The sequence below is a fragment of the Micromonospora sp. NPDC047644 genome (assembly GCF_040704315.1).
Lineage (GTDB): Bacteria > Actinomycetota > Actinomycetes > Mycobacteriales > Micromonosporaceae > Micromonospora.
The window spans coordinates 44,144-66,577 of the sequence record NZ_JBEYSY010000015.1; the positions used below are offsets into that span (position 1 = coordinate 44,144).

Annotated in this window: 20 protein-coding genes and 1 riboswitch; of the genes, 4 read left to right on the plus strand and 16 right to left on the minus strand. The window is 73.1% G+C overall.

The window, feature by feature from the left end; genetic code table 11:
• The first annotated feature begins 1 nt into the window (after nt 1).
• Complete coding sequence (locus AB0877_RS24275) at nt 2-745, plus strand: amino acid ABC transporter ATP-binding protein (RefSeq protein WP_366611699.1); 744 nt, start codon at nt 2-4, stop codon at nt 743-745.
• Nucleotides 746-774: 29 nt separating this feature from the next.
• Here the strand turns inward: AB0877_RS24275 and ribH are convergent, their stop codons facing one another.
• The 7 genes from ribH to rpe form a co-directional block, all read right to left on the minus strand.
• On the minus strand, nt 775-1,275 hold the full coding sequence (gene ribH / locus AB0877_RS24280) for a 6,7-dimethyl-8-ribityllumazine synthase (RefSeq protein WP_030335701.1): 501 nt from the start codon (nt 1,273-1,275) through the stop codon (nt 775-777).
• A gap of 2 nt (nt 1,276-1,277) precedes the next feature.
• On the minus strand, nt 1,278-2,543 hold the full coding sequence (locus tag AB0877_RS24285; protein WP_366611700.1) for a bifunctional 3,4-dihydroxy-2-butanone-4-phosphate synthase/GTP cyclohydrolase II: 1,266 nt from the start codon (nt 2,541-2,543) through the stop codon (nt 1,278-1,280).
• Between the two features lie 156 nt (nt 2,544-2,699).
• On the minus strand, nt 2,700-3,389 hold the full coding sequence (gene pnuC / locus AB0877_RS24290; RefSeq protein ID WP_366611701.1) for a nicotinamide riboside transporter PnuC: 690 nt from the start codon (nt 3,387-3,389) through the stop codon (nt 2,700-2,702).
• Complete coding sequence (locus AB0877_RS24295; RefSeq protein WP_366611703.1) at nt 3,389-4,033, minus strand: riboflavin synthase; 645 nt, start codon at nt 4,031-4,033, stop codon at nt 3,389-3,391. Before AB0877_RS24295 ends, pnuC begins: the two co-directional genes overlap by 1 nt.
• Before the next feature lies 1 nt (nt 4,034).
• Nucleotides 4,035-5,096 (minus strand): bifunctional diaminohydroxyphosphoribosylaminopyrimidine deaminase/5-amino-6-(5-phosphoribosylamino)uracil reductase RibD, encoded by a 1,062-nt coding sequence (gene ribD / locus AB0877_RS24300; protein WP_366611704.1) that lies wholly within the window; start codon nt 5,094-5,096, stop codon nt 4,035-4,037.
• A 166-nt stretch (nt 5,097-5,262) separates the two neighbouring features.
• Nucleotides 5,263-5,433, minus strand: a riboswitch (FMN riboswitch).
• A 78-nt stretch (nt 5,434-5,511) separates the two neighbouring features.
• Complete coding sequence (locus AB0877_RS24305) at nt 5,512-6,468, minus strand: response regulator (protein ID WP_366611705.1); 957 nt, start codon at nt 6,466-6,468, stop codon at nt 5,512-5,514.
• Nucleotide 6,469: 1 nt separating this feature from the next.
• Nucleotides 6,470-7,150: a ribulose-phosphate 3-epimerase gene (rpe, locus tag AB0877_RS24310; RefSeq protein WP_238671589.1), complete on the minus strand. Its 681-nt coding sequence runs from the start codon at nt 7,148-7,150 to the stop codon at nt 6,470-6,472.
• Between the two features lie 254 nt (nt 7,151-7,404).
• Here rpe and AB0877_RS24315 point away from each other — a divergent pair, with 254 nt between their 5' ends.
• Both AB0877_RS24315 and AB0877_RS24320 read left to right on the plus strand, forming a co-directional pair.
• Nucleotides 7,405-8,295 (plus strand): septum formation family protein, encoded by an 891-nt coding sequence (locus AB0877_RS24315; RefSeq protein ID WP_366611706.1) that lies wholly within the window; start codon nt 7,405-7,407, stop codon nt 8,293-8,295.
• Nucleotides 8,296-8,377: 82 nt separating this feature from the next.
• On the plus strand, nt 8,378-9,265 hold the full coding sequence (locus AB0877_RS24320) for a septum formation family protein (RefSeq protein WP_366611707.1): 888 nt from the start codon (nt 8,378-8,380) through the stop codon (nt 9,263-9,265).
• Between the two features lie 83 nt (nt 9,266-9,348).
• Here AB0877_RS24320 and AB0877_RS24325 read toward each other — a convergent pair whose 3' ends face one another.
• From AB0877_RS24325 to AB0877_RS24340, 4 genes are all read right to left on the minus strand, one after another.
• Nucleotides 9,349-10,785, minus strand: a complete 1,437-nt coding sequence (locus tag AB0877_RS24325; RefSeq protein ID WP_366611708.1) for a transcription antitermination factor NusB — start codon at nt 10,783-10,785, stop codon at nt 9,349-9,351.
• The gene (gene fmt / locus AB0877_RS24330) at nt 10,782-11,708 is read right to left on the minus strand and encodes a methionyl-tRNA formyltransferase (protein ID WP_366611709.1); all 927 of its coding nucleotides are present in this window, start codon (nt 11,706-11,708) and stop codon (nt 10,782-10,784) included. The genes AB0877_RS24325 and fmt overlap by 4 nt, the downstream gene beginning before the upstream one ends.
• A 5-nt stretch (nt 11,709-11,713) precedes the next feature.
• Complete coding sequence (gene def, locus AB0877_RS24335; RefSeq protein WP_366611711.1) at nt 11,714-12,271, minus strand: peptide deformylase; 558 nt, start codon at nt 12,269-12,271, stop codon at nt 11,714-11,716.
• Nucleotides 12,272-12,392: 121 nt separating this feature from the next.
• On the minus strand, nt 12,393-14,840 hold the full coding sequence (locus AB0877_RS24340; RefSeq protein ID WP_366611713.1) for a tetratricopeptide repeat protein: 2,448 nt from the start codon (nt 14,838-14,840) through the stop codon (nt 12,393-12,395).
• Between the two features lie 239 nt (nt 14,841-15,079).
• On the opposite strand from AB0877_RS24340, the gene AB0877_RS24345 reads away from it, so the two are divergent.
• The gene (locus tag AB0877_RS24345) at nt 15,080-16,363 is read left to right on the plus strand and encodes a hypothetical protein (protein WP_366611715.1); all 1,284 of its coding nucleotides are present in this window, start codon (nt 15,080-15,082) and stop codon (nt 16,361-16,363) included.
• 74 nt (nt 16,364-16,437) lie between these two features.
• On the opposite strand, the gene AB0877_RS24350 is transcribed toward AB0877_RS24345, so the two are convergent.
• The 5 genes from AB0877_RS24350 to rpoZ form a co-directional block, all read right to left on the minus strand.
• Nucleotides 16,438-17,421, minus strand: coding sequence for an AAA family ATPase (locus AB0877_RS24350; RefSeq protein ID WP_357233877.1), 984 nt, complete (start codon nt 17,419-17,421; stop codon nt 16,438-16,440).
• Nucleotides 17,422-17,678: 257 nt separating this feature from the next.
• Nucleotides 17,679-19,589, minus strand: coding sequence for a primosomal protein N' (locus tag AB0877_RS24355; protein WP_366611717.1), 1,911 nt, complete (start codon nt 19,587-19,589; stop codon nt 17,679-17,681).
• A 59-nt stretch (nt 19,590-19,648) separates the two neighbouring features.
• Nucleotides 19,649-20,842, minus strand: coding sequence for a methionine adenosyltransferase (gene metK / locus AB0877_RS24360; protein WP_091401916.1), 1,194 nt, complete (start codon nt 20,840-20,842; stop codon nt 19,649-19,651).
• Between the two features lie 87 nt (nt 20,843-20,929).
• Entirely contained in the window at nt 20,930-22,138 is a 1,209-nt protein-coding gene (gene coaBC / locus AB0877_RS24365) for a bifunctional phosphopantothenoylcysteine decarboxylase/phosphopantothenate--cysteine ligase CoaBC (protein ID WP_366611721.1), read from the minus strand.
• 14 nt (nt 22,139-22,152) lie between these two features.
• Nucleotides 22,153-22,416: a DNA-directed RNA polymerase subunit omega gene (rpoZ, locus tag AB0877_RS24370; RefSeq protein WP_030335666.1), complete on the minus strand. Its 264-nt coding sequence runs from the start codon at nt 22,414-22,416 to the stop codon at nt 22,153-22,155.
• Nucleotides 22,417-22,434: the final 18 nt, after the last annotated feature.

Sequence of the window (22,434 nt, forward strand, 5' to 3'; positions counted from 1 at the left end):
CATGGCGTTGCTGCGCTGTCGGGGCCTGCGCAAGGAGTTCGGCGGGCACGCCGTGCTCGACCACCTCGACCTGACCGTCGCCGAGCATCAGGTGGTGGCCCTGATCGGCGCGTCCGGGTCCGGCAAGTCGACCCTGCTGCGCTGCGTCAACCTGCTCGACGAACTCGACGACGGCACCATCGAGTTGGACGGGGAGGACATCTCCGATCCCCGGGTGGACCCGGACCGGGTCCGGCGGCGGATCGGCATGGTGTTCCAGGCGTACAACCTCTTTCCGCACCTGAGCGTGTTGGACAACATCACCCTCGCGCCGCGTCGCGTACACGGGCGGAGCCGGGCGGAGGCCGAGGCGCAGGCCCGGGAGCTGCTCGACCGGGTGGGGCTCGCCGCCAAGGCGGACGCCTACCCGGACCGGCTCTCCGGCGGGCAGCAACAGCGGGTGGCGATCGTCCGGGCGCTGGCCAACGCACCTCGACTGATGCTGCTCGACGAGGTCACCTCCGCGCTCGACCCGGAACTGGTCGGTGAGGTGCTGACCATGATCCGCGACCTGAAGGCCGACGGCATGACGATGGTGCTGGCCACCCACGAGATGGGCTTCGCCCGGGAGGTCGCCGACGAGGTGTGCTTCCTCGACGCCGGCCGGGTGGTCGAGAGCGGCCCGCCCGAGCAGGTGCTCGGCGAGCCGACGCAGCCGCGTACCCGGCAGTTCCTGCGCCGGATCATCGAGGCCGGCCGTCTCTGACGGCGGGCCTTCGGAGACGGCCCGGGGCGTCAGCCGCCGAAGCCGACCCGTTGGGCGTTGCCCGCCGCCACCGTCCGCACGGCCAGCGCCGCGTCGAGCGCCGCCACCGTGGCGGCCCAGCCCTTGTCCTCGGCCGAGCCGGGCAGACCGGCACGGTCGCGGGCCTGCTCGATGGTCTCCACCGTCAGCACGCCGTGCGCCACCGGCTTGCCCTCGTCCAGCGCCACCCGGGTCAGCCCGTCGGTGACCGAACGGCAGACGTAGTCGAAGTGGGCGGTTGCCCCACGGACCACCACGCCGAGGGCGACCACCACGTCACAGCGGCGCGCGAGGGCCTGCGCGACCACCGGCAACTCGACCGAGCCGGCGACCCGGGCGACCACGGAACGCGCGCCGCACGCCTCGGCGGCGGCCACCGCACGCTCCAACATGTGGTCGGTCAGCTCGCCGTGCCAACGGGCGGCAACGACCCCGACGGTCAGCCCCGCGGCGTCGACCGCCTCGACTCCCGGCTCACCGAAACCCGCCATCGTCATGCTCCGATCTCGTCGTCGGCGACCGGACGCCCCAGCGGCGCCTCGGAGACCTCGTCCAACTCGTCCAGCAGGTGACCCATCCGGTCCCGCTTGGTGCGCAGGTAGCGCATGTTCTCCGGGTGCGCGCCGGCCGGCAGTCCCTCGCGGCCGGTGATGGTCAACCCGTACCCCTCCAGGCCGGCCCGCTTGGCCGGGTTGTTGGTCAGCAGCCGCATCGACCGCACGCCCAGGTCGTAGAGGATCTGCGCGCCGGTGCCGTAGTCGCGGGCGTCGGCCGGCAGGCCCAGGTCGAGGTTGGCGTCGACGGTGTCGCGGCCCTGGTCCTGCAACTGGTACGCCTGCAGCTTGTGCAGCAACCCGATGCCGCGCCCCTCGTGCCCACGGACGTAGAGCACCACGCCCCGGCCCTCCCGCCCGACCCGAGCCAGCGCGGCGTCCAGCTGCGGCCCACAGTCGCAGCGCAGCGAGCCGAACACGTCCCCGGTCAGGCACTCGGAGTGGACCCGGACCAGCACGTCCTGGCCGTCACCGAGGTCACCCAGCACCATCGCGACATGTTCGGCCGGGTCGTGCTCGGCGCGGTAGCCCAGCGCCCGGAACACCCCGTGCTTCGTCGGCATCCGGGCGTCGGCGACCAGCTCGACCTGCTTCTCGGTACGCCGACGGTAGGCGACCAGGTCGGCGATGGTGACGAGCGTGAGGCCGTGCTCGGCGGAGAACTTCTCCAGGTCCGGCAGGCGCATCATGGTGCCGTCGTCGTTGACCAGCTCGCAGAGCACGCCGGCCGGACGCAGCCCGGCCAGCCGGGTCAGGTCGATCCCCGCCTCGGTGTGCCCCGGCCGGCGCAGCACCCCGCCCTCGCGAGCGCGCAGCGGCACCACGTGTCCGGGGCGGGCCAGGTCGGTCGGGTCGGTCGCCGCGTCGGCCAGCAGCCGGGTGGTGTGGGCGCGATCGGCCGCCGAGATACCGGTGCTGACGCCCTCGCGGGCGTCCACCGTCACCGTGTACGCGGTGCCGCGCCGATCCTGGTTGGTGTGGTGCATCGGCGGCAGGTCGAGCCGGTCGGCTTCGCTCTCGGTCAGCGCGACGCAGACGTAGCCGGAGGTGTAGCGCACCATGAACGCCATCAGCTCCGGCGTGGCCAACTCGGCCGCGAAGATCAGGTCGCCCTCGTTCTCCCGGTCGGCGTCGTCGACCACGACGACCGGCCGGCCGGCCGCGATGTCCGCGATAGCCTGCCCAATATCCCCAAAGCTGGTCATGCCGCCACTCCACTTCGTTCCATGGCGTCATGACCCACCACGGTGCTGAACCTGCTGATTCGCTCGCCGCGCTCGCTCATGCCGCCACTCCGCTTCGCTCCATGACGCCACGAGGCACCTTCGCCCTGAACCTGCCGATTCGCTCGCCGCGCTCGCTCATGCGACGGCCTCCGTGTAGACGGGCGTGCGGGCGGCGGCCGGTCGGGTGGCGCGGGAGGTGCGCCACCAGGCGGCGAAGCCCCAGACGCAGAGAGCGCCGTAGATCAGGTACATGACGGCCGAGGGGTAGAATCCGCCGCGCAGCAGCAGCGGCACCCCGACCGCGTCCACGGCGATCCAGAGCAGCCAGAACTCGACCCAGCCGCGGGCCATGCCGTACGTGGCCAGCAGGCTGCCGGTGAGGATCCAGGCGTCGGGCAGCGGGCCCCACGAGCCGAGGGCCTTGAGCAGCGGGTACGCCGCGGCGGTGCCGACCACGGCGGCCACCAGCAGCATCAGTCGCTCCCGTCCGGTGGCCCAGCGCGGAACGACGGCGGCCTGCCCGGAGTCGGCGCGGCGGTTGCGCTGCCAGCGCCACCAGCCGTAGACGCTGACCGCGAAGAAGAACACCTGCCGGCCGGCCTGCCCGTACAGGTCGTGCTCCTGCGGGGTGGCGAACACCCCGCCGAGGAAGACGGTGAGCAGGAGCGCGTTGCCGACCATGCCGACCGGCCACGCCCAGACCAGCCGGCGCAACCCGAGCAACGCCGAGACCAGCCCGAACGCGTTGCCGACGATCTCCCTGGCCAGCACCGGCGACCCGGCGACGTGCACCTGGGCGTCCAGCAGCCAGCTGAGCGGGCCCATCAGGCCACCCCGCCCGGGTACGAGGCCAGCCCGCGAGCGTCGGCGTGGGTGAGCCGGTCGCCGAGCAGCCGCTCGACGTACTTGGCCACCACGTCGACCTCCAGGTTGACCGGGTCGCCGACGCCCTTCGCGCCGAGCGTGGTCAGCTTGAGCGTGGTCGGGATCAGCCCGACGGCGAACTCGTCCGCGCCGACGGCGGCGACCGTCAACGAGACACCGTCGATGGTGATCGAGCCCTTCTCCACCACGTACCGGGACAGGGCGGCGGGCAGCCGGAACCGGAGCGTCTCCCACTGCTCGGCCGGTTCCCGGGAGATCAGTTCACCGACGCCGTCGACGTGGCCCTGCACGAGGTGCCCGCCGAGCCGGCTACCGAGGGCGGCGGCCCGCTCCAGGTTGACCGGGTCGCCGGGGCGCAGCGCGCCCAGGGCGGAGCGACGCAGCGTCTCCCCCATGACGTCGGCGGTGAAGACACCGCCGGCCACGTCCACGACGGTCAGGCAGACACCGTTGACGGCGATCGAGTCGCCGTGGCGGGCGTCGGACGTGACCAGTGGGCCGCGTACGCCCAGCAGCGCCGAATCGCCTGCCGTCGGCGCCACCCGGACGATCTCGCCCAATTCCTCAATAATGCCGGTGAACATCTCAGCCCTCCCTTTTCCGGGGCAAAGCAGTGATCCGGAGATCCGGACCGATCTGCGTAACGTCGACGAACTCCAGATCGATGGCCTCAGCGATGGTGGTCACTCCCGCGTCGACCAGAGCCGTCGGGCCGGCGCCGAGCAACCGCGGCGCGACGTACCCGACGATCTTGTCGACCAGGCCGGCCTCCAGGAACGCGCCAGCCAGCCGGGGGCCGCCCTCCAGGAGCACCGCGCGGACCCCGCGCTGGTGCAGCGCCGCCAGCAGCGCCGACAGGTCGACCCGGCCGTCCGGGTCGGCGCCGACCTCGTCGGCGGTCGCGATCCAGGTGCGGGCGGCGCCGTCGCGGACCTTGGCGTCAGCCGGGGTACGCCCCGAGCTGTCCACGACCACCCGCAGCGGCTGCCGGATGGCCAGGCTGCCGTCGCGCAGGTTGCGGGCGGTCAACCGGGGGTCGTCGGCGAGCACGGTGCCCACCCCGGCGATGACCGCGTCGACGGTGCCGCGCAGCGCGTGCACGTCGATCCGGGCCGCCTCCGAGGTGATCCACATGCTGGTGCCGTCCGCCGCGGCGGAGCGACCGTCGAGCGTGGCGGCGTACTTCCAGATGACGTACGGCCAGCCTCGACGCATCGAGGTCAACCACGCGACGTTGCCGGCCTCGGCCTCCTCGCCGCGTACCCCCAGATCGACCCGGACCCCGGCGGCGCGCAACGTGGCGGCGCCCCCGGAAGCGACCGGGTTCGGGTCGGGCACGGCGATGACCACCCGGCTCACGCCGGCCTGGACGAGCGCGGAACTACAGGGGCCGGTGCGGCCGGTGTGGTCGCAGGGCTCCAGTGTGACGATCGCGGTGCCGCCCTTGGCCCGCCGCCCGGCCTGCGCCAGGGCGACGATCTCGGCGTGCGGCCCCCCGGCGTACGCGTGGAAGCCCTCGCCCACGACCTCGCCGGCCTCGTCGAGAAGTACGCACCCGACCACCGGGTTGGGGCTGGTGGTGCCGAGCCCGCGCGCTGCCAACTCGATCGCACGCCGCATCGCCTCATCAACGGAGACGCTGGCCATCGCGCTGCCCCTGCCCTCTCACTCGCCGTCCGCGCGCTGGCGGTCAGGGAGGCGGTGGCCATGGGGCCACGGGCAGGCGGTGGCGGATTCCGGGAACGGCACAGCCGCCCCCGGGGGGTCGGCACGGCACGCTGAAGCCAGCGGCCGGCTCGGACCCGTCCGTCCCGCGCGCTGTCTCCCATCCGGACTTTCTGGGCGCGGACGAACCGCCCCCAACCGTCGGCCCCGGATTTTCACCAGGTCCACCGGACGGCAGAGCCGTCCGGGTCGCGGGCTGACCACGGTTGGACCGTGGATCACCGCCGGTTCGGAATTTCACCGAGTCCCGCCAGCGCGTGGTGGGTACCCGGAAAGTCTTACACGCCGATCCGCTTCCGTCGCCTCCTAGGCGAGCTACTTCACAGCGGTATCACGCTCAGGTGACGCCGCGACGCCGGTCCACCGCCACGTACGAGCCCGGTTGACTCTTGGCCACCGTCTTCATCTCCGAGGCCACCGCGATCGCCTCGAGCGGGTCGGTGAACCGCTTGCCGGCGTCGGAGAGCGAGACCCCGATGGAGAGCGTGACCAGGGCCGCCCGCCGGATGTTGCCGCGTCGATCCTTCAACTCGACGAAGCCGCGCTCCCGGTCGGTCTGGTCGTAGAGCGTGTCGGCGGCGTTCTCGAAGTCGACAACCGCCCGGGACGTCAGTGGGCGCACCTGGTCCGGCGCGCAGACGATCACGAAGTCGTCGCCGCCGACGTGACCGAGGAAGGCCGGTGGCAGGCCGACGCCCACCACCGCCCGGTGCAGGCTGCGGGCCAGCGCGGAGATGAAGTCGTCGCCGCGCACGAAGCCGTACCTGTCGTTCACGCTCTTGAACCGGTCGATGTCGACGTAACCGACGGCGTAGTCGACCCCGTTGCGGACCCGATCGCTGATCTCCCGACGGATCCGGCTGTTGCCGGGCAGCCCGGTCAGCGGGGAAACCTCCCGGAACTCCTTGTTGCGACGCAGCGTGGACGAGACCCGGGCCACCAACTCGGCGGTGTCGAACGGCTTGACCAGGTAGTCGTCAGCGCCGGCGCTGAGCCCGTGCACCTTGTCGACGGTCATCCCCTTGGCGGTCAGCATGATCACCGGAAGGGCGGACGTCATCGGGTCGGCGCGCAACCGGCGGGTCAGCTCCAACCCGTCGATCCGGGGCATCATGAGGTCGACCACCGCCAGGTCCGGCCGTTGGCGCTCGATGACCTCCAGGGCCTCCTGGCCGTCGCTGGCGTGGATCACCTCGAAGCCGTGCAGCCGCAGGTTGAACTCGACGAACCGAGCGATGTCCTCGTCGTCGTCCACGACGAGAATGATGTCCTTGCGGTCGGCGTCGGGCTCCACCTCAGGCCCCGGGCGCCGCGCGTTCCGCCAGTGCCCGCAGGTGCCGTACCGCCTCCGCCGGGTCGGCGGCCCCGTACACGGCGGTGCCGGCCACGAACGCGTCGGCGCCGGCCGCCGCCGCCTGCTCGATGGTGTCGGCCGCGATGCCGCCGTCCACCTCGATGCGCAGCTCCAGGTGCCCGGCCGACGCGTGCCGCCGGGCCGTCCGCACCTTCTCCAGCAGTTGCGGAATGAACCGCTGCCCACCGAAGCCCGCCTTGATCGTCATGATCAGCAGGGTGTCGAAGCTGGGCAGCAGGTCCAGGTAGGGCTCGATCGGGGTGTCCCGGTCGATGGCCAGGCCCGCCTTCGCGCCCGCCGAGCGCAGGTCCTTGGCGAGCGCCACCGGGTCGTCGGACGCCTCCGCGTGGAAGGTGACGTTATACGCCCCGGCATCGGCGTACCCGGGGGCCCACCGGCGCGGGTCCTCGATCATCAGGTGCACGTCGAAGGGCATCGCCGTGACAGCCCGCAGGCTCTGTACCACGGGCAGGCCAATGGTCAGGTTCGGCACGAAATGGTTGTCCATCACGTCGACGTGCAACCAGTCCGCGGCGTCCTCGACGGCACGGACCTCTTCGGCGAGACGGGCGAAATCGGCGGCCAGGATGCTCGGCGCGACGATCGGCGGCGGTACGGTCACGGGGCCAGTGTACGAACGTGGCCACCCGCCACCCGCATCGCGGCACCTTTGGGGACGCCCTGTGACCCAGCAGTGACCATTGGTGCAGAATTGGCCGCGCTGGACCCCCGAATTCGGACGAACAGACATCAGCCACTGGCCGATCGACGGAAACGCGACGACACTCCAACCGGGACGGTGCCGTAAGCTGCACGCCCGCCGGGGTCTCGCCGCGGGGCGCGGCGACCGGCCGCCAGCTCACGGGAGGGCGGACGATGCGACGGTGGCTTCCAGCGCTGGCGCTGGCCAGCGTCACGACGATGCTGCTGGCCGGCTGCGCGCCGGCGCGAGGCGCGGACGGTGATCTCACCGACGACTGGCCGACGCTGCGGGTTCCGAAGCCCTTCACCCCCGCCACCGACACCTGCCTGCCGCGGATCGCCACAGTGGTGCAGGCCAGCACGTACGAGACTGTGGACTGCGCGCGCAACCACCTGGCCGAGACCATCCACGTCGGCACCTTCGTCGGGCCCGACGCGCTGACCGAGGCCCGACCCGAACCCGGATCGTCGGCGCTGCGCACGGCTCGCGCCGAGTGTGACCAGCGGGCCCGGGAGGTGCTCGGCGGCGACTGGCACACGGCCCGACTCGCGCTGTCCCTCGCGTTGCCGTCCGCGCCCGCCTGGGCCGGCGGCGCCCGCTGGTTCCGCTGCGACCTCAGCGAGACCGGCAGCATCGACAACACCCGCGCGGTCAACCGCACCGGCAGCCTGCGCGGCGCGTTGATCGGCGACACGCCCCTGACGCACCGCTGCTTCGACCCCAAACTGATCGGCGACAACCTCAACTACATGGCGCCGGTGCTCTGCACCGAGCCGCACCGCGCCGAGTTCGTGGGCGTCTACGAGGAGCGGGACATCAGCTGGGCAGAGTTCGCGAAGTCCGCCGAGCAGGCGCACCGGCGCTGCATGGCGCTGATCGCCGAGTACGCGGCGGTACCGAACAACAGCGAGCTGCCGTACCGGGCCGGGTCCATCTACTACCCGCCGTCTCAGCGGGAGTGGGAGGAGGGCGACCGTGGGGTGCGCTGTTTCCTGTGGAGCGACGACCGCAAACTCACCCGCTCGATGCGCGGCGTCGGCCCGGAGGGACTGCCCGCCATCTGAGCATCGGTGCCGTATGCTGCTGCGCCGTGGCGCAATCGACCGGCTGGGTCCGGTCGGGGGCCAGCAGCGGCGGGAGGTCGGGATGCGACGGTGGTTGGCGGCGTTCGCCGGTGGGGCGCTGGCCCTGGCGCTGGCCGGGTGCGGCGCACCCGCCGGAGTCGACCGTGACCTCACCGACGACTGGCCCGCGCCCGTCGCGGCGCAGCAGTTCGTCCCCGCCGCCGACGTCTGCCACCAGAGCTCCCAGCAGGTCGGCTTCCTGACCGGCTACAACCCGACGGCGTGCACCGAGGCGCACCGGGTGGAGACCATGCACGTGGGCACCCTCACCGGTCCGGGCGCCGAGGCCGGCACGCCCCCGCAGCCCGGCTCGGCCGGCATGCGGGCCGCGCAGACCGGGTGCGACACGGCGGTCAACAAGGCGGTGGGGGCCGACTGGCGTTCCGGGCGGCTCGGCCTGACCGTCGTCCTGCCGTCCCCGCAGGCCTGGTCGGGCGGGGCCCGCTGGTACCGCTGCGACGTCACCGAGATCGCCAGCATCGACGACACCGCCGTCGACCTGCGCACCGGCAGCCTCCGGGGCGCGCTGTCCGGAGCGGCCCCGCTGGCCTACCGCTGCTTCAACCCGAAACTGGTCAAGGACGACATCGACGAGATGGTGCCGGTCTCCTGCACGGCCAAGCACCACGCCGAGTTCGTCGGGGTGTGGCAGGCGCCGGACACCAGCTACGCCGAGTTCACCCGCGGCACCAAGCGGACCCACCGGGCCTGTCAGACGATGATCGCCAAGTACGCCAAGGTCCCGGACAACTCCCAGCTCGACTTCCGCGCCGGCACGATCTACTACCAGCCGTACGAGGAGGAGTGGCGCAACGGCAACCGGGGCGTGCAGTGCTTCCTCTGGATCTCCGACCGGAACCTGACCCGCTCGATGAAGAACGCCGGCACCAAGGGCCTCCCGGTCACCTGAGGCCCGTTTCGTAACGCCGGTCGCGCCGGGCGTGAGCGCCCGCGTCCGGCCGGTCGGTTGACCGGCCGGACGCGAGGAACGGATCAGCCCCGGCGCAGGACGGCGAGGAACATCGCGTCGGTGCCGTGGCGGTGTGGCCAGAGCTGCACTGTCGGCCCGTCACCGAGACCGGGCATGCCGGCCGGCAGCAACGGGCGGGCGTCCACGAAGTCCACCGGAACCCCGCTACGGCGGGCCGCCTCGGTCACCGTCACGTGCGTCTCGACCGTGTGCGGCGAGCAGGTCACATAGGCGACCAGGCCACCCGGGCGGACCGCCCGCAGCGCCGCGCCGAGCAGTTCCCGTTGCAGCCGGGTCAGCGGCGGCAGGTCGGACGGTTGCCGACGCCAGCGCGACTCCGGCCGACGACGCAGCGACCCCAGCCCGGTGCACGGTGCGTCGACCAGCACCCGGTCGAAGTGCTGCTCCGGCAGTTTCGGGTCGCCGCCGACGTCACGGCCGTCCATGGTCAGCACGGCCACCGGCAGGTCCCGGGTCGCCAGGGAGACCAGCCGAGCGCGGTGCTCGGCCACCTCCACAGCCGTCACCCGGGCACCCCGCTGCGCGGCCAGCGCGCCGAGCAACCCGGCCTTGCCACCCGGGCCGGCGCACAGGTCCAGCCACCGTCCGTCCGGGCCGTCGAGCGGTGCGGCGGCGAGCGCGGCGGCCACCAACTGGGAGCCCTCGTCCTGGACGTGGGCCCGGCCGTCGACCACCGCCGGAATGTCGCCCGGCGAGCCACCGGGAAGGTAGACGGCGTACGGCGAGAACGCACCGGGCGCACCGTCGACCTGGTCGGCCAGCTCGATCGGGTCGATCAGTCCGGGCCGGGCAGCCAGGTGCACCGGCGGGCGCTCATTGTCCTCGATCAGGAGGCGCTCCGTCTCACCCAGATCGCCACCGAGCGCCTCGGAGAAGGCCCGCACGATCCACTGCGGGTGGCTGTACGCCAACGCGAGGTGCCCGACCGGGTCGGTCTCCATCGACGGTGCGAGCTTCGCCACCCAGGCGTCCGCGTCACGACTGGACACCTCGCGCAGCACCGCGTTGGCGAAACCGGTGGCGCCCGGCGCGACCGAACGGACCAGGTCCACCGTCGACGAGACCGCGGCGTGCGGCGGCACCCGGGTGTGCAGGAGCTGGTACGCCCCGAGCCGCAGCGCGTCGCGTACCGGCGGGTCGATCCGGGCCACGTCCCGGCCGGCCGCGTCGGTGAGGATCGCGTCCAACGTGCCCAGGTGGCGCAGGGTGCCGTAGGTCAGCTCGGTGGCGAAGGCCGCGTCCCGACCGAACAGCCCCTCCTCCCGCAGGATGATGGGCAGCACCAGGTTGGCGAACGCGTCGTCCCGGTGCACCGCCGCCACCGCCTCGTACGCGGCGCGGCGCGGTCGGTCCATCGGTGGCCGGACCGGGCGGCGGTCGCCGCCACGGCCGGTCGGCGGGCCGGAGCGCGTCGGTCGGGTTCCCTCCGGTGCCGTCACGCGAAGTCCTCTCCAGTGCCGACCCGGACGCCGCGCGCCCAGTCGGTCGCGTTCATCGCCCGCTTTCCCGCGGCACGGACCTCACCGAGACGTACCGGCACCGTCGCCGTGCCGGCCAGCACCCGGGACTTCTCCACCAGCAACTCCCCCGGCCTGAGCTCGGGGCCGTCGGGCACCGGGACGACCGGGCCGAGCTTCACCCGCTCGTCGCGGAACGTGGTCCAGCCGCCCGGCGCGGGTGTGCAGGCCCGGATTCGCCGGTCCACGGCGAAGGCCGGGTCGCCCCAGCGCACCCGCGCGTCGTCCACTGTCAGCTTCGGCGCCAGCGACACCCCGTCGGCCGGCTGCGGCTCGGCGCGGGCGGTGCCGTCGTCGATCGCGTCGAGCACCGCCACCAGCAGCCCGGCGCCGGAGTCGGCGAGCCGTCCCAGCAGGTCACCGGAGGTGTCGGTGGCGCGGATCTCGTCGGTCAGCGTGCCGTAGACCGGGCCGGTGTCCAGGCCCTCCTCCAGCTGGAAGACGCTGGCCCCGGTCAGCTCGTCACCGTGCAGCACGGCGTGCTGCACGGGCGCGGCGCCACGCCAGGCGGGCAACAGGGAGAAGTGCAGGTTGATCCAGCCGTGCCGGGGGATCTCCAGGGCCGCCGGGGGCACCAGCGCGCCGTAGGCGACCACCGGAACGCAGGCTGGCTCCAGCTCGCGAAGGCGGTCGAGGAACTCCGGGTCACGGGGACGGGCCGGGGTGAGCACCTCGACCCCGTGCTCGTCGGCCCACGCGCCCACCGGTGAGCGGGACAGGCCCCGGCCACGCCCGGCGGGCGCGTCGGGCCGGGTGACAACGGCCACCAGCTCGTGTCGGGAGGCGGCGACGGCGGCCAGGGCGGGAACGGCGACGGCCGGCGTGCCGGCGAAGATCACGCGCATCCGGGTCAGCGCCCCAGACCGAAGGGGTTGCCGACGTGCGGGCTGAGCTTGACCGTGGGCGGGGCCGCCGCGTCGTACCACTCGGCCTGGCGGATCGCCTTCATGGCGTCCTTGCGCCCCTCCGGGTCCAGCCGGTCCAGGAACAGCACCCCGTCGAGGTGGTCGGTCTCGTGCTGCACGCAGCGCGCCATCAGGCCGGTGCCGACGATCTGCATCGGGTCGCCGAACGAGTTGAAACCCTTGGCGATGACGTTCTGCCGACGCTTGGTGTCGAAGTAGAGCCCGGGGATGGACAGGCAGCCCTCCGGGCCGTCCTGCTCCTCCTCGTCGGGGAACTCCAGCACCGGGTTGATCAGGTGCCCGAGGACGTCGTCGACGTCGAAGGTGAACACCCGCAGGCTCACACCGAGCTGCGGCGCGGCGAGGCCGGCGCCGTTCTGCTCACGCATCGTGTCGGTGAGGTCGGCGACGAGCCGACGTAGCTCGGCGTCGAAGTCGACCACCGGATCGGCCGGCGTGCGCAGCACCGGATCCCCAAACAGACGGATGGGCTGGACGGTCACGCGGGACGGCTCCTTCTTCGGGTGGACGAGCGGTGCCGTACCAGTCTACGGAGTGCACGGCGGGGCGCTGGGCGGCGCACCTCGCTCCACCACCGCCGGTGTGCCCAGCGTCACCGGCGGGCTACCCGGCCAACAGCTCCCGCACCCGCTCGGCGCCCGGGTGACCGAGATCGTCGAGGATGACCAGGGCCCGCCGCCAGGTCCGCGCGGCGCCGGCCGCGTCTCCCACCGCCTGCCGGCTCTCGCCGAGCCGGGTCAGGGTGTCCGCCTCGTCGTAACGGTCGCTGACCCGCCGGTACAGCCCGATGGCCCGCTGGAAACAGCGGATCGCCGCCGGGTGGTCAGCCAGACGGGCGTGGATGAAGCCGAGGCTGTCCCAGGTGTTCGCCTCGCCGTGCCGGTCCCCTGTCGTCCGCAGCAGCGCCAACGCCTCCCGGCAGTGCCCGAGCGCCGGCTCGTACCGGCCGAGCTGGGCGTACGCCCACCCCACCGCGTTGCGGGCGCTGGCCTCCCCGGCGACGTGCCCGGCGGCCCGGTACAGCGCCAGGGCCTGCTCGCTCTGTTCCAGGGACTCGGCGTGCCGACCGAGCCCGTCGAGCATCGCGCCGAACGCCCGGTGGGTGCGCGCCTGCCCGGTGTGGTCGGTCAGCTCCGCGAAGATCACCAAGGCTTGCCGGTAGTTCCTCGCCGCCTCGTTCACCCGGCCCAGCCGGTACAGCACCCTGGCGAGGTCGCGGTGGGCGTTCGCCTGCCCGGGTCGGTCGCCGGCCCGCTGCGCGCCGGCCAGGGCGTTGCGTTGGGCCACGGCCAGGTCCGGCCACCGCCCCCGGCGTTGCAGGAAGTCCACCAGCGTCCAGGCCAACTGCCACGCGTGACCGTCGAACCCGGCCCGCCTCGCGTGGGCGACCGCCGCCAGCAGCACCGGATACTCGATGGTGAACCAGGCCAGCGCCTGATCGAGGTCGGTGATCTCCTCGGGCAGCACACCCGGCGCGGCGGCGGTGAGGGTGACCGGGTCCCGACCCGGTTGCAGCAGCAGTGCCGCCGCGTGCGCGGTGTGCAGGTAGTGGTCCAGTCCACGACGGATCGCGGCCCGCCGGGCCTGCTCCGGTTCGAGCCGTTCGACCTGCTCGGCCGCGTACGCCCGGAGCAGGTCGTGCGCGCCGAACCGACCGGGGGCGTGCTCGGTGACGAGGTGCGCGTGGGCCAGTTCGGCCAGCAGTCGGGGCACCTGGGCCGGGGGCAGCCCGGCCAGACTGGCCGCCGCGGCGAACCCGATGTCCGGTCCGGGATGGCAGCCGAAGAGCCGGAACAGGCGGCCCGCCGCCGGGGTCAGGCTCCGGTACGACCAGGAGAAGACGGCCTGCACGTCGGTGCCGGCGTCCCCTCCGTCGAACGAGTCGAGCGGTCGCGGCGCCGCCCGCAGTTCGGCGGCGAGGGTGGCCAGCGGGAACGTCGCCTTCTCCGCACCTCTCGCGGCGAGCACGGCCAGCGCCAGCGGTAGCCGGGCACACCGCTCGATGATCTCGTCGACCGCCTGCGGCTCGGCCGCCAACCGGTCCGTGCCGAGCCTGCGGGCCAACAGTTGCCAGGCCTCGGCGGTGCTGAGCAGGTCGACGCCGATCGGCCTTGCGCCCTCGGCCGCGATCAGCCCGGCGAGCCGGTTGCGGCTTGTCACCAGGACCAGGCAGGTCGGGCTGCCGACCAGCAGTGGTCGGATCTGCTCGGCGTCGCGGGCGTTGTCCAGCAGCACCAGCATCCGGCGGCCGGCGAGCAGGCTGCGGTAGAGGCCCACCTGGGCGGGCAGGTGGGTGGGGATGCGTTCGGGCGGCACCTCGAGGGCCTCCAGGAAACCTCGGACCGCCTCGACGGCCGTCACCACCGTTCCGGTGGCGTCGAACCCGCGCAGGTCGACGTAGAGCTGGCCGTCCGGGAAGCGGTCGGCGACCCGGTGCGCGAAGTGGACGGCGAGGGTCGTCTTGCCGACCCCGGCCGTACCGGACAACGTCATGACGGTGACCGCCGCCGTGCCGTCGTTCCCGGGTGCCACGGCGCGGGCGCACTCGGCCTCGAGCGTGGCGAGTTGGGTAGCCCGCCCGACGAAGCCGGGCAGCGCCGGGGGCAGCTGGCGGGGTGTCGGGAACCGGGGGGACGTGACGCCAGCGCGCGGGCCGCCGACCCCGGCCCGCGCGACCGCCCGCCCGGTGCTCGCGTGCTCCCGGCTCGGGCGTCGGCGTCGCTCCTCCACCCGGTCCCGTGCGGTGGCCAGCACCCCCTGTTCGGCGGGGCTGGCCCCGAGCAGTCGGATCAGGACGTCGAACCGCTCCGGTGGCGGCAGGATGTTGCCGGCGAAGTACTCCCCGACGATCCCGCGCGACCAGCCGGTCTTCGCGGCCAACTGTCGGTACGTCAGCAGGGTCTCACCCTGCTGACGGGCTTCGCGGCGGCGCAGCTGGCGCAGCAATCCGGCCAGCTCGGGCAGTGTCTGCGCCTCGGCGCCGAGGCGGACCAGCTCGGCTGACCCGTGTGACGTCTGATGAGTGCCGGACGGTAACCACTGCTCAGACATGCGACCCCCACCCCGGTCATCCGGCCCCCCGGACGCGCACGGGCAGGGTAATTCCGGCTCCACGCCGCTCGATAGACGGTTGCCAATGTATGACAGTTCCACTGCGGACCGTTATCCCGTCCGACGGTGTCCAGCGGTGTCCAGTCCCGTCCAGGATCCGCCCCATGGCATCGACGCCCCTGCCACCGTCCTGGTGCGGGCACGGCCCGCTCCACGACCCCTGGGGGAAGAGGTACCCGATGATCCGTCCACACCCGACCACCCGGCGCCCCGCGGCGATGCTGCGTCGCGTCGCCGTCACCGCGGTCAGCCTCGCGCTGCTCGCCGCCGGCATGACCGCCACACCCGCCACCGCCGCACCGGGCGGCAAGGCGGCCGCCGCCACCGGATCCTTCGTCGACAGCACGCCGGTGCCCGGCGGCTTCGCCTCCTGGTCGGAACTGCTCCGGCTGCAGCAGCGCATGAACAGCGCCGCCGACCGGATCACGAAGGTGGCCGAGCGCAACCCGAACTCCGGCTTCGCCGGCATCGTCGCCGACCCCACCACCCGCCACCTCCAGGTCTACTGGAAGGGCGAGCCGCCGGCGAGCCTGGTGGCCACCGCCCGGGCCACCGTCGCCACCCAGGTGCTGCCCGCCGCGTACTCGCAGCGGGAACTGCTCGCCGCAGCCGACCGCCTGCGCGCCAAGGCGGGCGACGAGATCACCACGGTCGGGCCACGCGCCGACGGTGCCGGCCTGCTCGTCGGCACGCAGGACGGGCTGCTCGGCGCGTCGGCCATGGCCGGCGTGCCGGTGACCGTGCAGACCAAGGTCGCCGCCGCGCCCGCGACCCGGTGGGACGACACCGCGCCGTGGTGGGGTGGTGCCGCCTGGCGCAACGCCACCACCGGCGGTGGCTGCTCGACCGGCTTCGGGGTCTTCAAGAACGGGAACGCGCGGATCCTCTCCGCCGCGCACTGCGGCAACCTCAACAACGTCGCGACCGACCCGACCGGGCAGTCGATGGGCACCGTCAGCACCCGCAACACCGGCACCGACACCCTGCTGTTGTCGGCCGGCTCCGGCGGCCGGGTCTTCAACAACAGCACCGACGCGAACGGCAACGTGGTCAGTGAGTTCAGCAACCAGGTGATCGGCGCTTCGGCCAGCCAGGTCGGCAACTGGGTGTGCACCTCCGGCGCGTACTCCGGCACCCGCTGCTCGATCCAGGTGAAGGCCCGCAACCTGTGCATCAACGTGCGCGACTTCGGCCAGGTCTGCGGGCAGGTCCAGGCGGAGCACACCGCCCAGCTCAACGCCGTCGGTCAGGGCGACAGCGGCGGCCCGGTGGAGATCGTGAACGCGGCGAACACCCTCCAGGTCTGGGCCACCGGCACCAACACCGCCATCGACGACACCTTCACGTCGACGGGCTGCACCGGCTACCGCCCCACCGGGCGGATCTGCGCCTGGCGCTTCTACTACGAGGACATCTTCTCCGGCATGGCCGGCGTCGGCGCCACGGGTGTCGTCCTCGGCTGAGCCGTACCAGCTAACCGCCGTACGACTCGGTGGCCGGGCCGGCGCGCGTACCCCGCGCGTCGGCCCGGCCTCGCTCAGACGCCGGCGGCCGGGTCCCCCGCGAGCACCGCGTCGCCGCGGAGCAGCGCCGGCTCGGGCAGCGGCAGTTGGATCTTGTGAGCCGCCTCCCAGTCGTAGATCAGGCCGGGGCGCACCTGGGCGGCGAAGTAGTCGATCGCCGTCATCCCGCCCACCACCGGCTCGTCGACCTCGGCGACCAGCTGGGCGGGGACCAGGGAGAAGCCGTTCTGCAGAGCGGCGCTGAGGCGGCGGTGGCCGTCGACGACGAAGAAGTACTCGCCGGTGAACCCGATCTTCAGCGGTTCGAGGGCCTCGTCGCCGGCCTCGGCCACCCCACCGACGAAGTCGGTGTCCCACAGACCACGCAGGGTGGCGATGTCCTCGGTCGGGTAGACCCGGGCCGGGTCCAGCAGCAGCAGCGGCGGCCCGTCGCGCAGCACCTCGGCGCCGAGCGTCCCCTCGTACGCGGCCACGATGTGCTCGATCACCTCGGCGGCGGACGCCCGGGTGGTGTCGCAGATCAGGTCATAGTTGCGCAGCCGGGCCTTGTCGACCCCGTAACGGATGATGAACCGACTGCGCTCGCTGGCGCTGCGCTCCCGGAGCTTGGCCTTGGCCTCCTCCAGCGAGGCGTAGCTCTCGGCCGGCCCGGAGGGGCGGGCGAGCACCCGGCGGGCCGCCTCACCCGGCTCGGTGATCATGTGCACCTTGAGCGCGTCGGTGAAGAAGTGCCACGCCAGCCGGGAGTCCATGATGAGGCGCTCACCGGAGGCGGCGATGTCCCGCTGGAGCTGGTCCACGTAGCCGTCGACGGCCTGATCCAGCTCAGCGTGCAGATTGAGCTGCAGCGCGGTCATCTGCCGCTGCTGCGCCATCTCCCGGTAGAGGTCCCCCACGCTGACCCGGCGCATGCCGAGCCGCTTGGCGATCTCGACCGACACGGTGCTCTTGCCGCTGCCGAGGTCGCCGTTGAAGACGATCGATTGTCCAACGGTCACGACTGGTCCACCCCTGATCACCGGCTCATTGACATCATCGACCTCGCGCCCGACCGACGCGTTCCCGCCATCGTCGCGCCATCCCGCGACGGCGCCAACTGGGCGCGGCTGACGCTCCCTCGCGACCTGGAGCCCGTCGAACGCCTTGGCATGACGGGCGATGCTACCACTCGGGCGCCACCGCTTTGCCGGACGAGGTGTGCGAGAGCCACCGGCAGCGGGTGAGGTCCGCGACCGTCAGCACCGGCCGAAACACCTCAGAACAGGCTCAGCGGATCGACCTGGAGACGAACCGGATCGGCGGCCTTACGAGCGGCCCGGACGCCGGCGGCCGAGTGCAACGCCTCGGCGAGCGCGGCGGCCCGGGCCCGGGGCACCCGGACCAACATCCGCTCCCGGCCCTCCTCGGCCGGCACCGGCCCGAGCACCTCGGCGTCCTCCGGCAGGCGGGCCGCCGCCAGCAGGTCGGCCACCGCCTCGGCCGCCCCGGTGACGCTCGCCATCCGCACGGCCGGCGGGAAGCCCAGCTCGCGGCGCTCGGCCAGCTCCCGACCGGCGAACCAGCCGGCGTCCCAGCGCAGCAGCGCCTGCACGGGGGCGAGCGCACCGTCGGCGACCACCACCACCCGACCGGCCGGTGCCGGGCGGGCCAGCGCCGCCGCCGCCAACCAGCGGCGGAGCGACTCCTCGCCGGCGCGCAGGTCGGCCCGGGTCAGCAGGGCCCACGAGTCGAGCAGCAGCACCGCGCCGTAGCCGCCCTCGGCGACCGGCTCGGCGCCCGGGGTGGCCACCACCAGGGCCGCGCCGCCCGGCACGTCGGTCAGCACCTCCTCACGCCCCGAGGTGCGCACCGGCACGTCGGGGAACGCCCGGCCCAGCTCCTCGGCGGTCCGCCGGGCGCCGGTCACCGCGGCCCGCAGCCGCCGCCCACCGCACTCCGGGCACGCGTACGCGGCCGCCACCCGCGCGCACCACCGGCAGGCCGGGGTGCCACCGGCCGAGGGCAGCGCGAGCGGGCCGGCGCAGTGCGCGCAGCGGGCCGGGGTGCGGCACTCGGCGCAGGAGATCGACGGGACGTAGCCGCGGCGGGGCACCTGCACCAGCACCGGCAGGTCCTGGCGGAGCGCGTCGCGGGCAGCCGTCCAGGCCAGGCTGGGCAGCCGGGCGGTGGCGGCCCCGGGGTCGCGGGCCAGTTGCGGGTCGTCGCCGGTCGGCGCGATGGCCGGGATCCGCGCCCGCACGGTGGCCCGGTCGGCGATGACCTCCGGGGCCCAACCAGTCTCCACCAGCAACTGCGCCTCGGCCGTCCGGGCGTACCCGCCGACCAGCGCACCGGCCTCTGCGAGGTGGGCGCGGGTGAGCAGCACGTCGCGGGCGTGCGGGTAGGGCGCCCGGGGCTCGGAGTGCAGGTCGTCACCGTCGTCCCAGACGGCGACGAGGCCGAGCCGGGCCACCGGGGCGAACATCGCCGCCCGGGTGCCGATCACCACCGGCACCCGGCCGCGGCTAGCGGCGAGGAACGCCCGGTACCGCCGGGCCGGGCCGAGCGCGGCGGAGAGGCTCACGTGCCGCCCCGGGCCGAGAACGCCGGTGAGCGCCGCGTCGAGACGGTCGAGGTCACGCGCGTCGGGCACCACGACCACCGCGCCGCGCCCACCGGCGACGGTGGCCGCCACGGCGTCGGCGTACCGGGCCGCCCAGTCCTCGCCGGGCAGCGCCGACCAGACCGCGCGGGGCGCCCGGCCGTCGGTGAGCGCCCGCAGCAGAGCCGGCCCGGCCGGATAGTCGCGCCACCCGCGCGGGTCGACCGCCCCGATGGGGGCCGCCGGGGTGGGCGGCTCGTCGTGTGGCTCCTTCTCCACCCGCGCGTGCCGGGGCGGCACGGCGAGCCGGAGCACGTCGGCGAGGCTGCCCGCGTACCGGTCGGCGACCGCCCGGGCCAACCGGGCGATCTCCGGGGCCAGCACCGGCTCCGGGGAGACCACCTTCTCCAGGTACGCGAGACGGCCGGTGTGTCCGGAGTCGTCGGCGCGTGACAGCAGCCACCCATCGACGAGTTGCCCGGCGAAGCGCACCTTGACCCGGGTACCGGGCACGGCCACCTCGTCCAGCTCCGCCGGCACCAGGTAGTCGAACGGCCGGTCCAGGTGCGCCAGTCCGACGTCCACGCAGACGCGCGCGACCGGCGACCCGTCCGCGGGTCGCCGGTCGCTGCGCTTGGTGGCGGTCAGGCTCCCGCGGCCGACTTGAGGTCGGCGGCCCGGTCGGTGCTCTCCCAGGTCAGGTCCGGCAGCTCCCGGCCGAAGTGGCCGTACGCGGCGGTCTGCTGGTAGATCGGGCGGAGCAGGTTGAGGTCCCGGATGATCGCGGCGGGGCGCAGGTCGAACACCTCGGTGACGGCCTTCTCGATCGACGAGACGGGCACGGTCTCGGTGCCGAACGTCTCGATGAACAGGCTCACCGGGTGCGCCTTGCCGATGGCGTAGGCCACCTGCGCCTCGCACCGCTCGGCCAGACCGGCGGCGACCACGTTCTTGGCCACCCAGCGCATCGCGTACGCCGCCGAACGGTCCACCTTGGACGGGTCCTTGCCGGAGAACGCGCCGCCACCGTGACGGGCGTACCCGCCGTAGGTGTCGACGATGATCTTGCGGCCGGTCAGCCCGGCGTCACCCATCGGGCCGCCGATCTCGAACCGGCCGGTCGGGTTGACCAGCAGCCGGTAGCCGTCGGTGTCCAGACCGAGGCTCTCCAGCTCCGGGGCGATCACGTGGTCGCGCACGTCCGGGGTGAGCAGCGAGTCCAGCGAGATGTCGGCGGCGTGCTGGCTGGACACCACGACGGTGTTCAACCGGACCGGACGCAGGCCCTCGTACTCGATGGTGACCTGGGTCTTGCCGTCCGGCCGCAGGTACGGGATCGTGCCGTCCTTGCGCACCGCCGAGAGACGGCGGGCCAGCCGGTGCGCGAGCGCGATCGGCAGCGGCATCAGCTCGGGCGTCTCCGAGCAGGCGAAGCCGAACATCATGCCCTGGTCGCCAGCGCCCTGCGCGTCCAGCGCGCTCTCCGACGCCCCGGTGCGCAACTCGAAAGCGTTGTCCACACCCTGCGCGATGTCCTCGGACTGCGCGCCGATGGAGACGCTCACCCCGCAGGAGGCCCCGTCGAAGCCCTTCTTCGACGAGTCGTACCCGATGTCGAGGATGGTCCGGCGGACGATCGTCGGGATGTCGGCGTACGCCTTGGTGGTCACCTCACCGGCGATGTGCACCTGACCGGTGGTGATCATGGTTTCCACGGCCACGCGGCTGTGGGGGTCCTCGGTCAGCAGCGCGTCGAGGATGCCATCGCTGATCTGGTCAGCGATCTTGTCCGGGTGGCCTTCCGTGACCGATTCGGACGTGAAGAGACGGCGTGTCACGGCACTCCTAAGCGTATGAAGTCGTTCCGCGGAAGTTTAATCACCACTGCGGCCGCTGTCGGGTTCGGTTGTGCTCTGTTCCACCCGTCAGGAGCGGCCGGGCAGCCGCGCCACCACGAGATCCCAGACGGAATCGGCCACCGCCTCCTTGGCCTGCTCGGGCAGCCGGCTCACCGAGCCGTCCGCGCCGATGACCGTCACCGTGTTGGTGTCGGCGCCGAAGACCAGGTCCGGACCGACCTCGTTGACCACGATCAGGTCGGCCCGCTTGCGGGCGAGTTTCGCCCGACCGTTGGCCTCGGCGTCGCCGGTCTCGGCGGCGAACACCACCAGCACCTGCCCCGGCCGTTTGCGCTGGCCGAGCTCCGCCGCGATGTCCGGGTTGGTGACGAGCTCGATGGTGGGTGCGACACCGTCGTCCGACTTCTTGATTTTGCCAGTCGCGTACGTCGCGGGCCGGAAATCGGCCGGCGCCGCCGCCATCACCACCGCGTCGGCCTCGACGGCGGCCTTGACGGTCGCCTCCCGCAACTCGGCGGTGGTGCCCACCCGGATCAGGTCGACCCCGGCGGGGTCGGCAAGGCCGACGTTGGCCGAGATCAGGGTGACCCGGGCACCCCGGGCGACAGCCGCGCGGGCGAACGCGTACCCCTGTTTGCCGGACGAGCGGTTGCCCAGGAAACGCACCGGGTCGAGCGGCTCGCGGGTGCCGCCGGCGGTCACCACCACCCGGCGACCGGCCAGGTCGGCGGGGGCGGAGTCGCCGCGGGCCAGCAGCCGACCGGCGACGGCGAAGATCTCCGCCGGGTCGGGCAGTCGGCCCTTGCCGGTGTCGGCGCCGGTGAGCCGGCCGACGGCGGGCTCGATGACCCGCACCCCGCGGGAGCGCAACGTGGCCACGTTGGCCACGGTGGCGGGGTGCTCCCACATCTCGGTGTGCATGGCCGGGGCCAGCAGGACCGGGCAGCGGGCGGTCAGCAGGGTGTTGGTCAGCAGGTCGTCGGCGAGACCGTGGGCGGCCTTGGCCAGCAGGTCGGTGGTGGTCGGCGCGACCACCACCAGGTCGGCCTGCTTACCGAGCCGGACGTGCGGCACCTCGTGGACGTCGGTCCAGACGTCGTCGGCGACCGGTTGACCGGAGAGCGCGGCCCAGGTCGGCGCTCCAACGAAGCGGAGCGCCGACGCGGTTGGCACCACCCGAACCCGGTGACCCGATTCGGTGAAGAGTCGCAGCAGCTCGCACGCCTTGTAGGCGGCGATGCCGCCCCCGACCCCGAGGACGATCGAGGCGGACATCGGCCAGCGGGGGCTTACGGCTGGTCGGTCGGCTCGGCGGTGAGCAGGCCCGAGTTGATCTCGCGCATGGCGATGGAGAGGGGCTTCTCCTGCGGGGTGGTCTCGACGAGCGGGCCGACGTACTCCAGCAGGCCCTCACCGAGCTGGCTGTAGTAGGCGTTGACCTGGCGCGCGCGCTTGGCGGCGAAGATGACCAGCGCGTACTTCGACGTCGTCTTCTCGAGGAGCTCGTCGATCGGCGGGTTGGTGATGCCTTCGGGGTTGGCGATGGATCCCACGAATTAACCTCTGCGTCT

What these genes read in the sequence shown, in the direction of transcription:
- AB0877_RS24275 (WP_366611699.1), top strand. Translation starts at nt 2, where the DNA reads ATGGCGTTGCTGCGCTGTCGGGGCCTGCGCAAGGAGTTCGGCGGGCAC.
- ribH (WP_030335701.1), bottom strand. Translation starts at nt 1,275, where the DNA reads ATGGCGGGTTTCGGTGAGCCGGGAGTCGAGGCGGTCGACGCCGCGGGG.
- AB0877_RS24285 (WP_366611700.1), bottom strand. Translation starts at nt 2,543, where the DNA reads ATGACCAGCTTTGGGGATATTGGGCAGGCTATCGCGGACATCGCGGCC.
- pnuC (WP_366611701.1), bottom strand. Translation starts at nt 3,389, where the DNA reads ATGGGCCCGCTCAGCTGGCTGCTGGACGCCCAGGTGCACGTCGCCGGG.
- AB0877_RS24295 (WP_366611703.1), bottom strand. Translation starts at nt 4,033, where the DNA reads ATGTTCACCGGCATTATTGAGGAATTGGGCGAGATCGTCCGGGTGGCG.
- ribD (WP_366611704.1), bottom strand. Translation starts at nt 5,096, where the DNA reads ATGGCCAGCGTCTCCGTTGATGAGGCGATGCGGCGTGCGATCGAGTTG.
- AB0877_RS24315 (WP_366611706.1), top strand. Translation starts at nt 7,405, where the DNA reads ATGCGACGGTGGCTTCCAGCGCTGGCGCTGGCCAGCGTCACGACGATG.
- AB0877_RS24320 (WP_366611707.1), top strand. Translation starts at nt 8,378, where the DNA reads ATGCGACGGTGGTTGGCGGCGTTCGCCGGTGGGGCGCTGGCCCTGGCG.
- fmt (WP_366611709.1), bottom strand. Translation starts at nt 11,708, where the DNA reads ATGCGCGTGATCTTCGCCGGCACGCCGGCCGTCGCCGTTCCCGCCCTG.
- AB0877_RS24340 (WP_366611713.1), bottom strand. Translation starts at nt 14,840, where the DNA reads ATGTCTGAGCAGTGGTTACCGTCCGGCACTCATCAGACGTCACACGGG.
- AB0877_RS24345 (WP_366611715.1), top strand. Translation starts at nt 15,080, where the DNA reads ATGATCCGTCCACACCCGACCACCCGGCGCCCCGCGGCGATGCTGCGT.
- coaBC (WP_366611721.1), bottom strand. Translation starts at nt 22,138, where the DNA reads ATGTCCGCCTCGATCGTCCTCGGGGTCGGGGGCGGCATCGCCGCCTAC.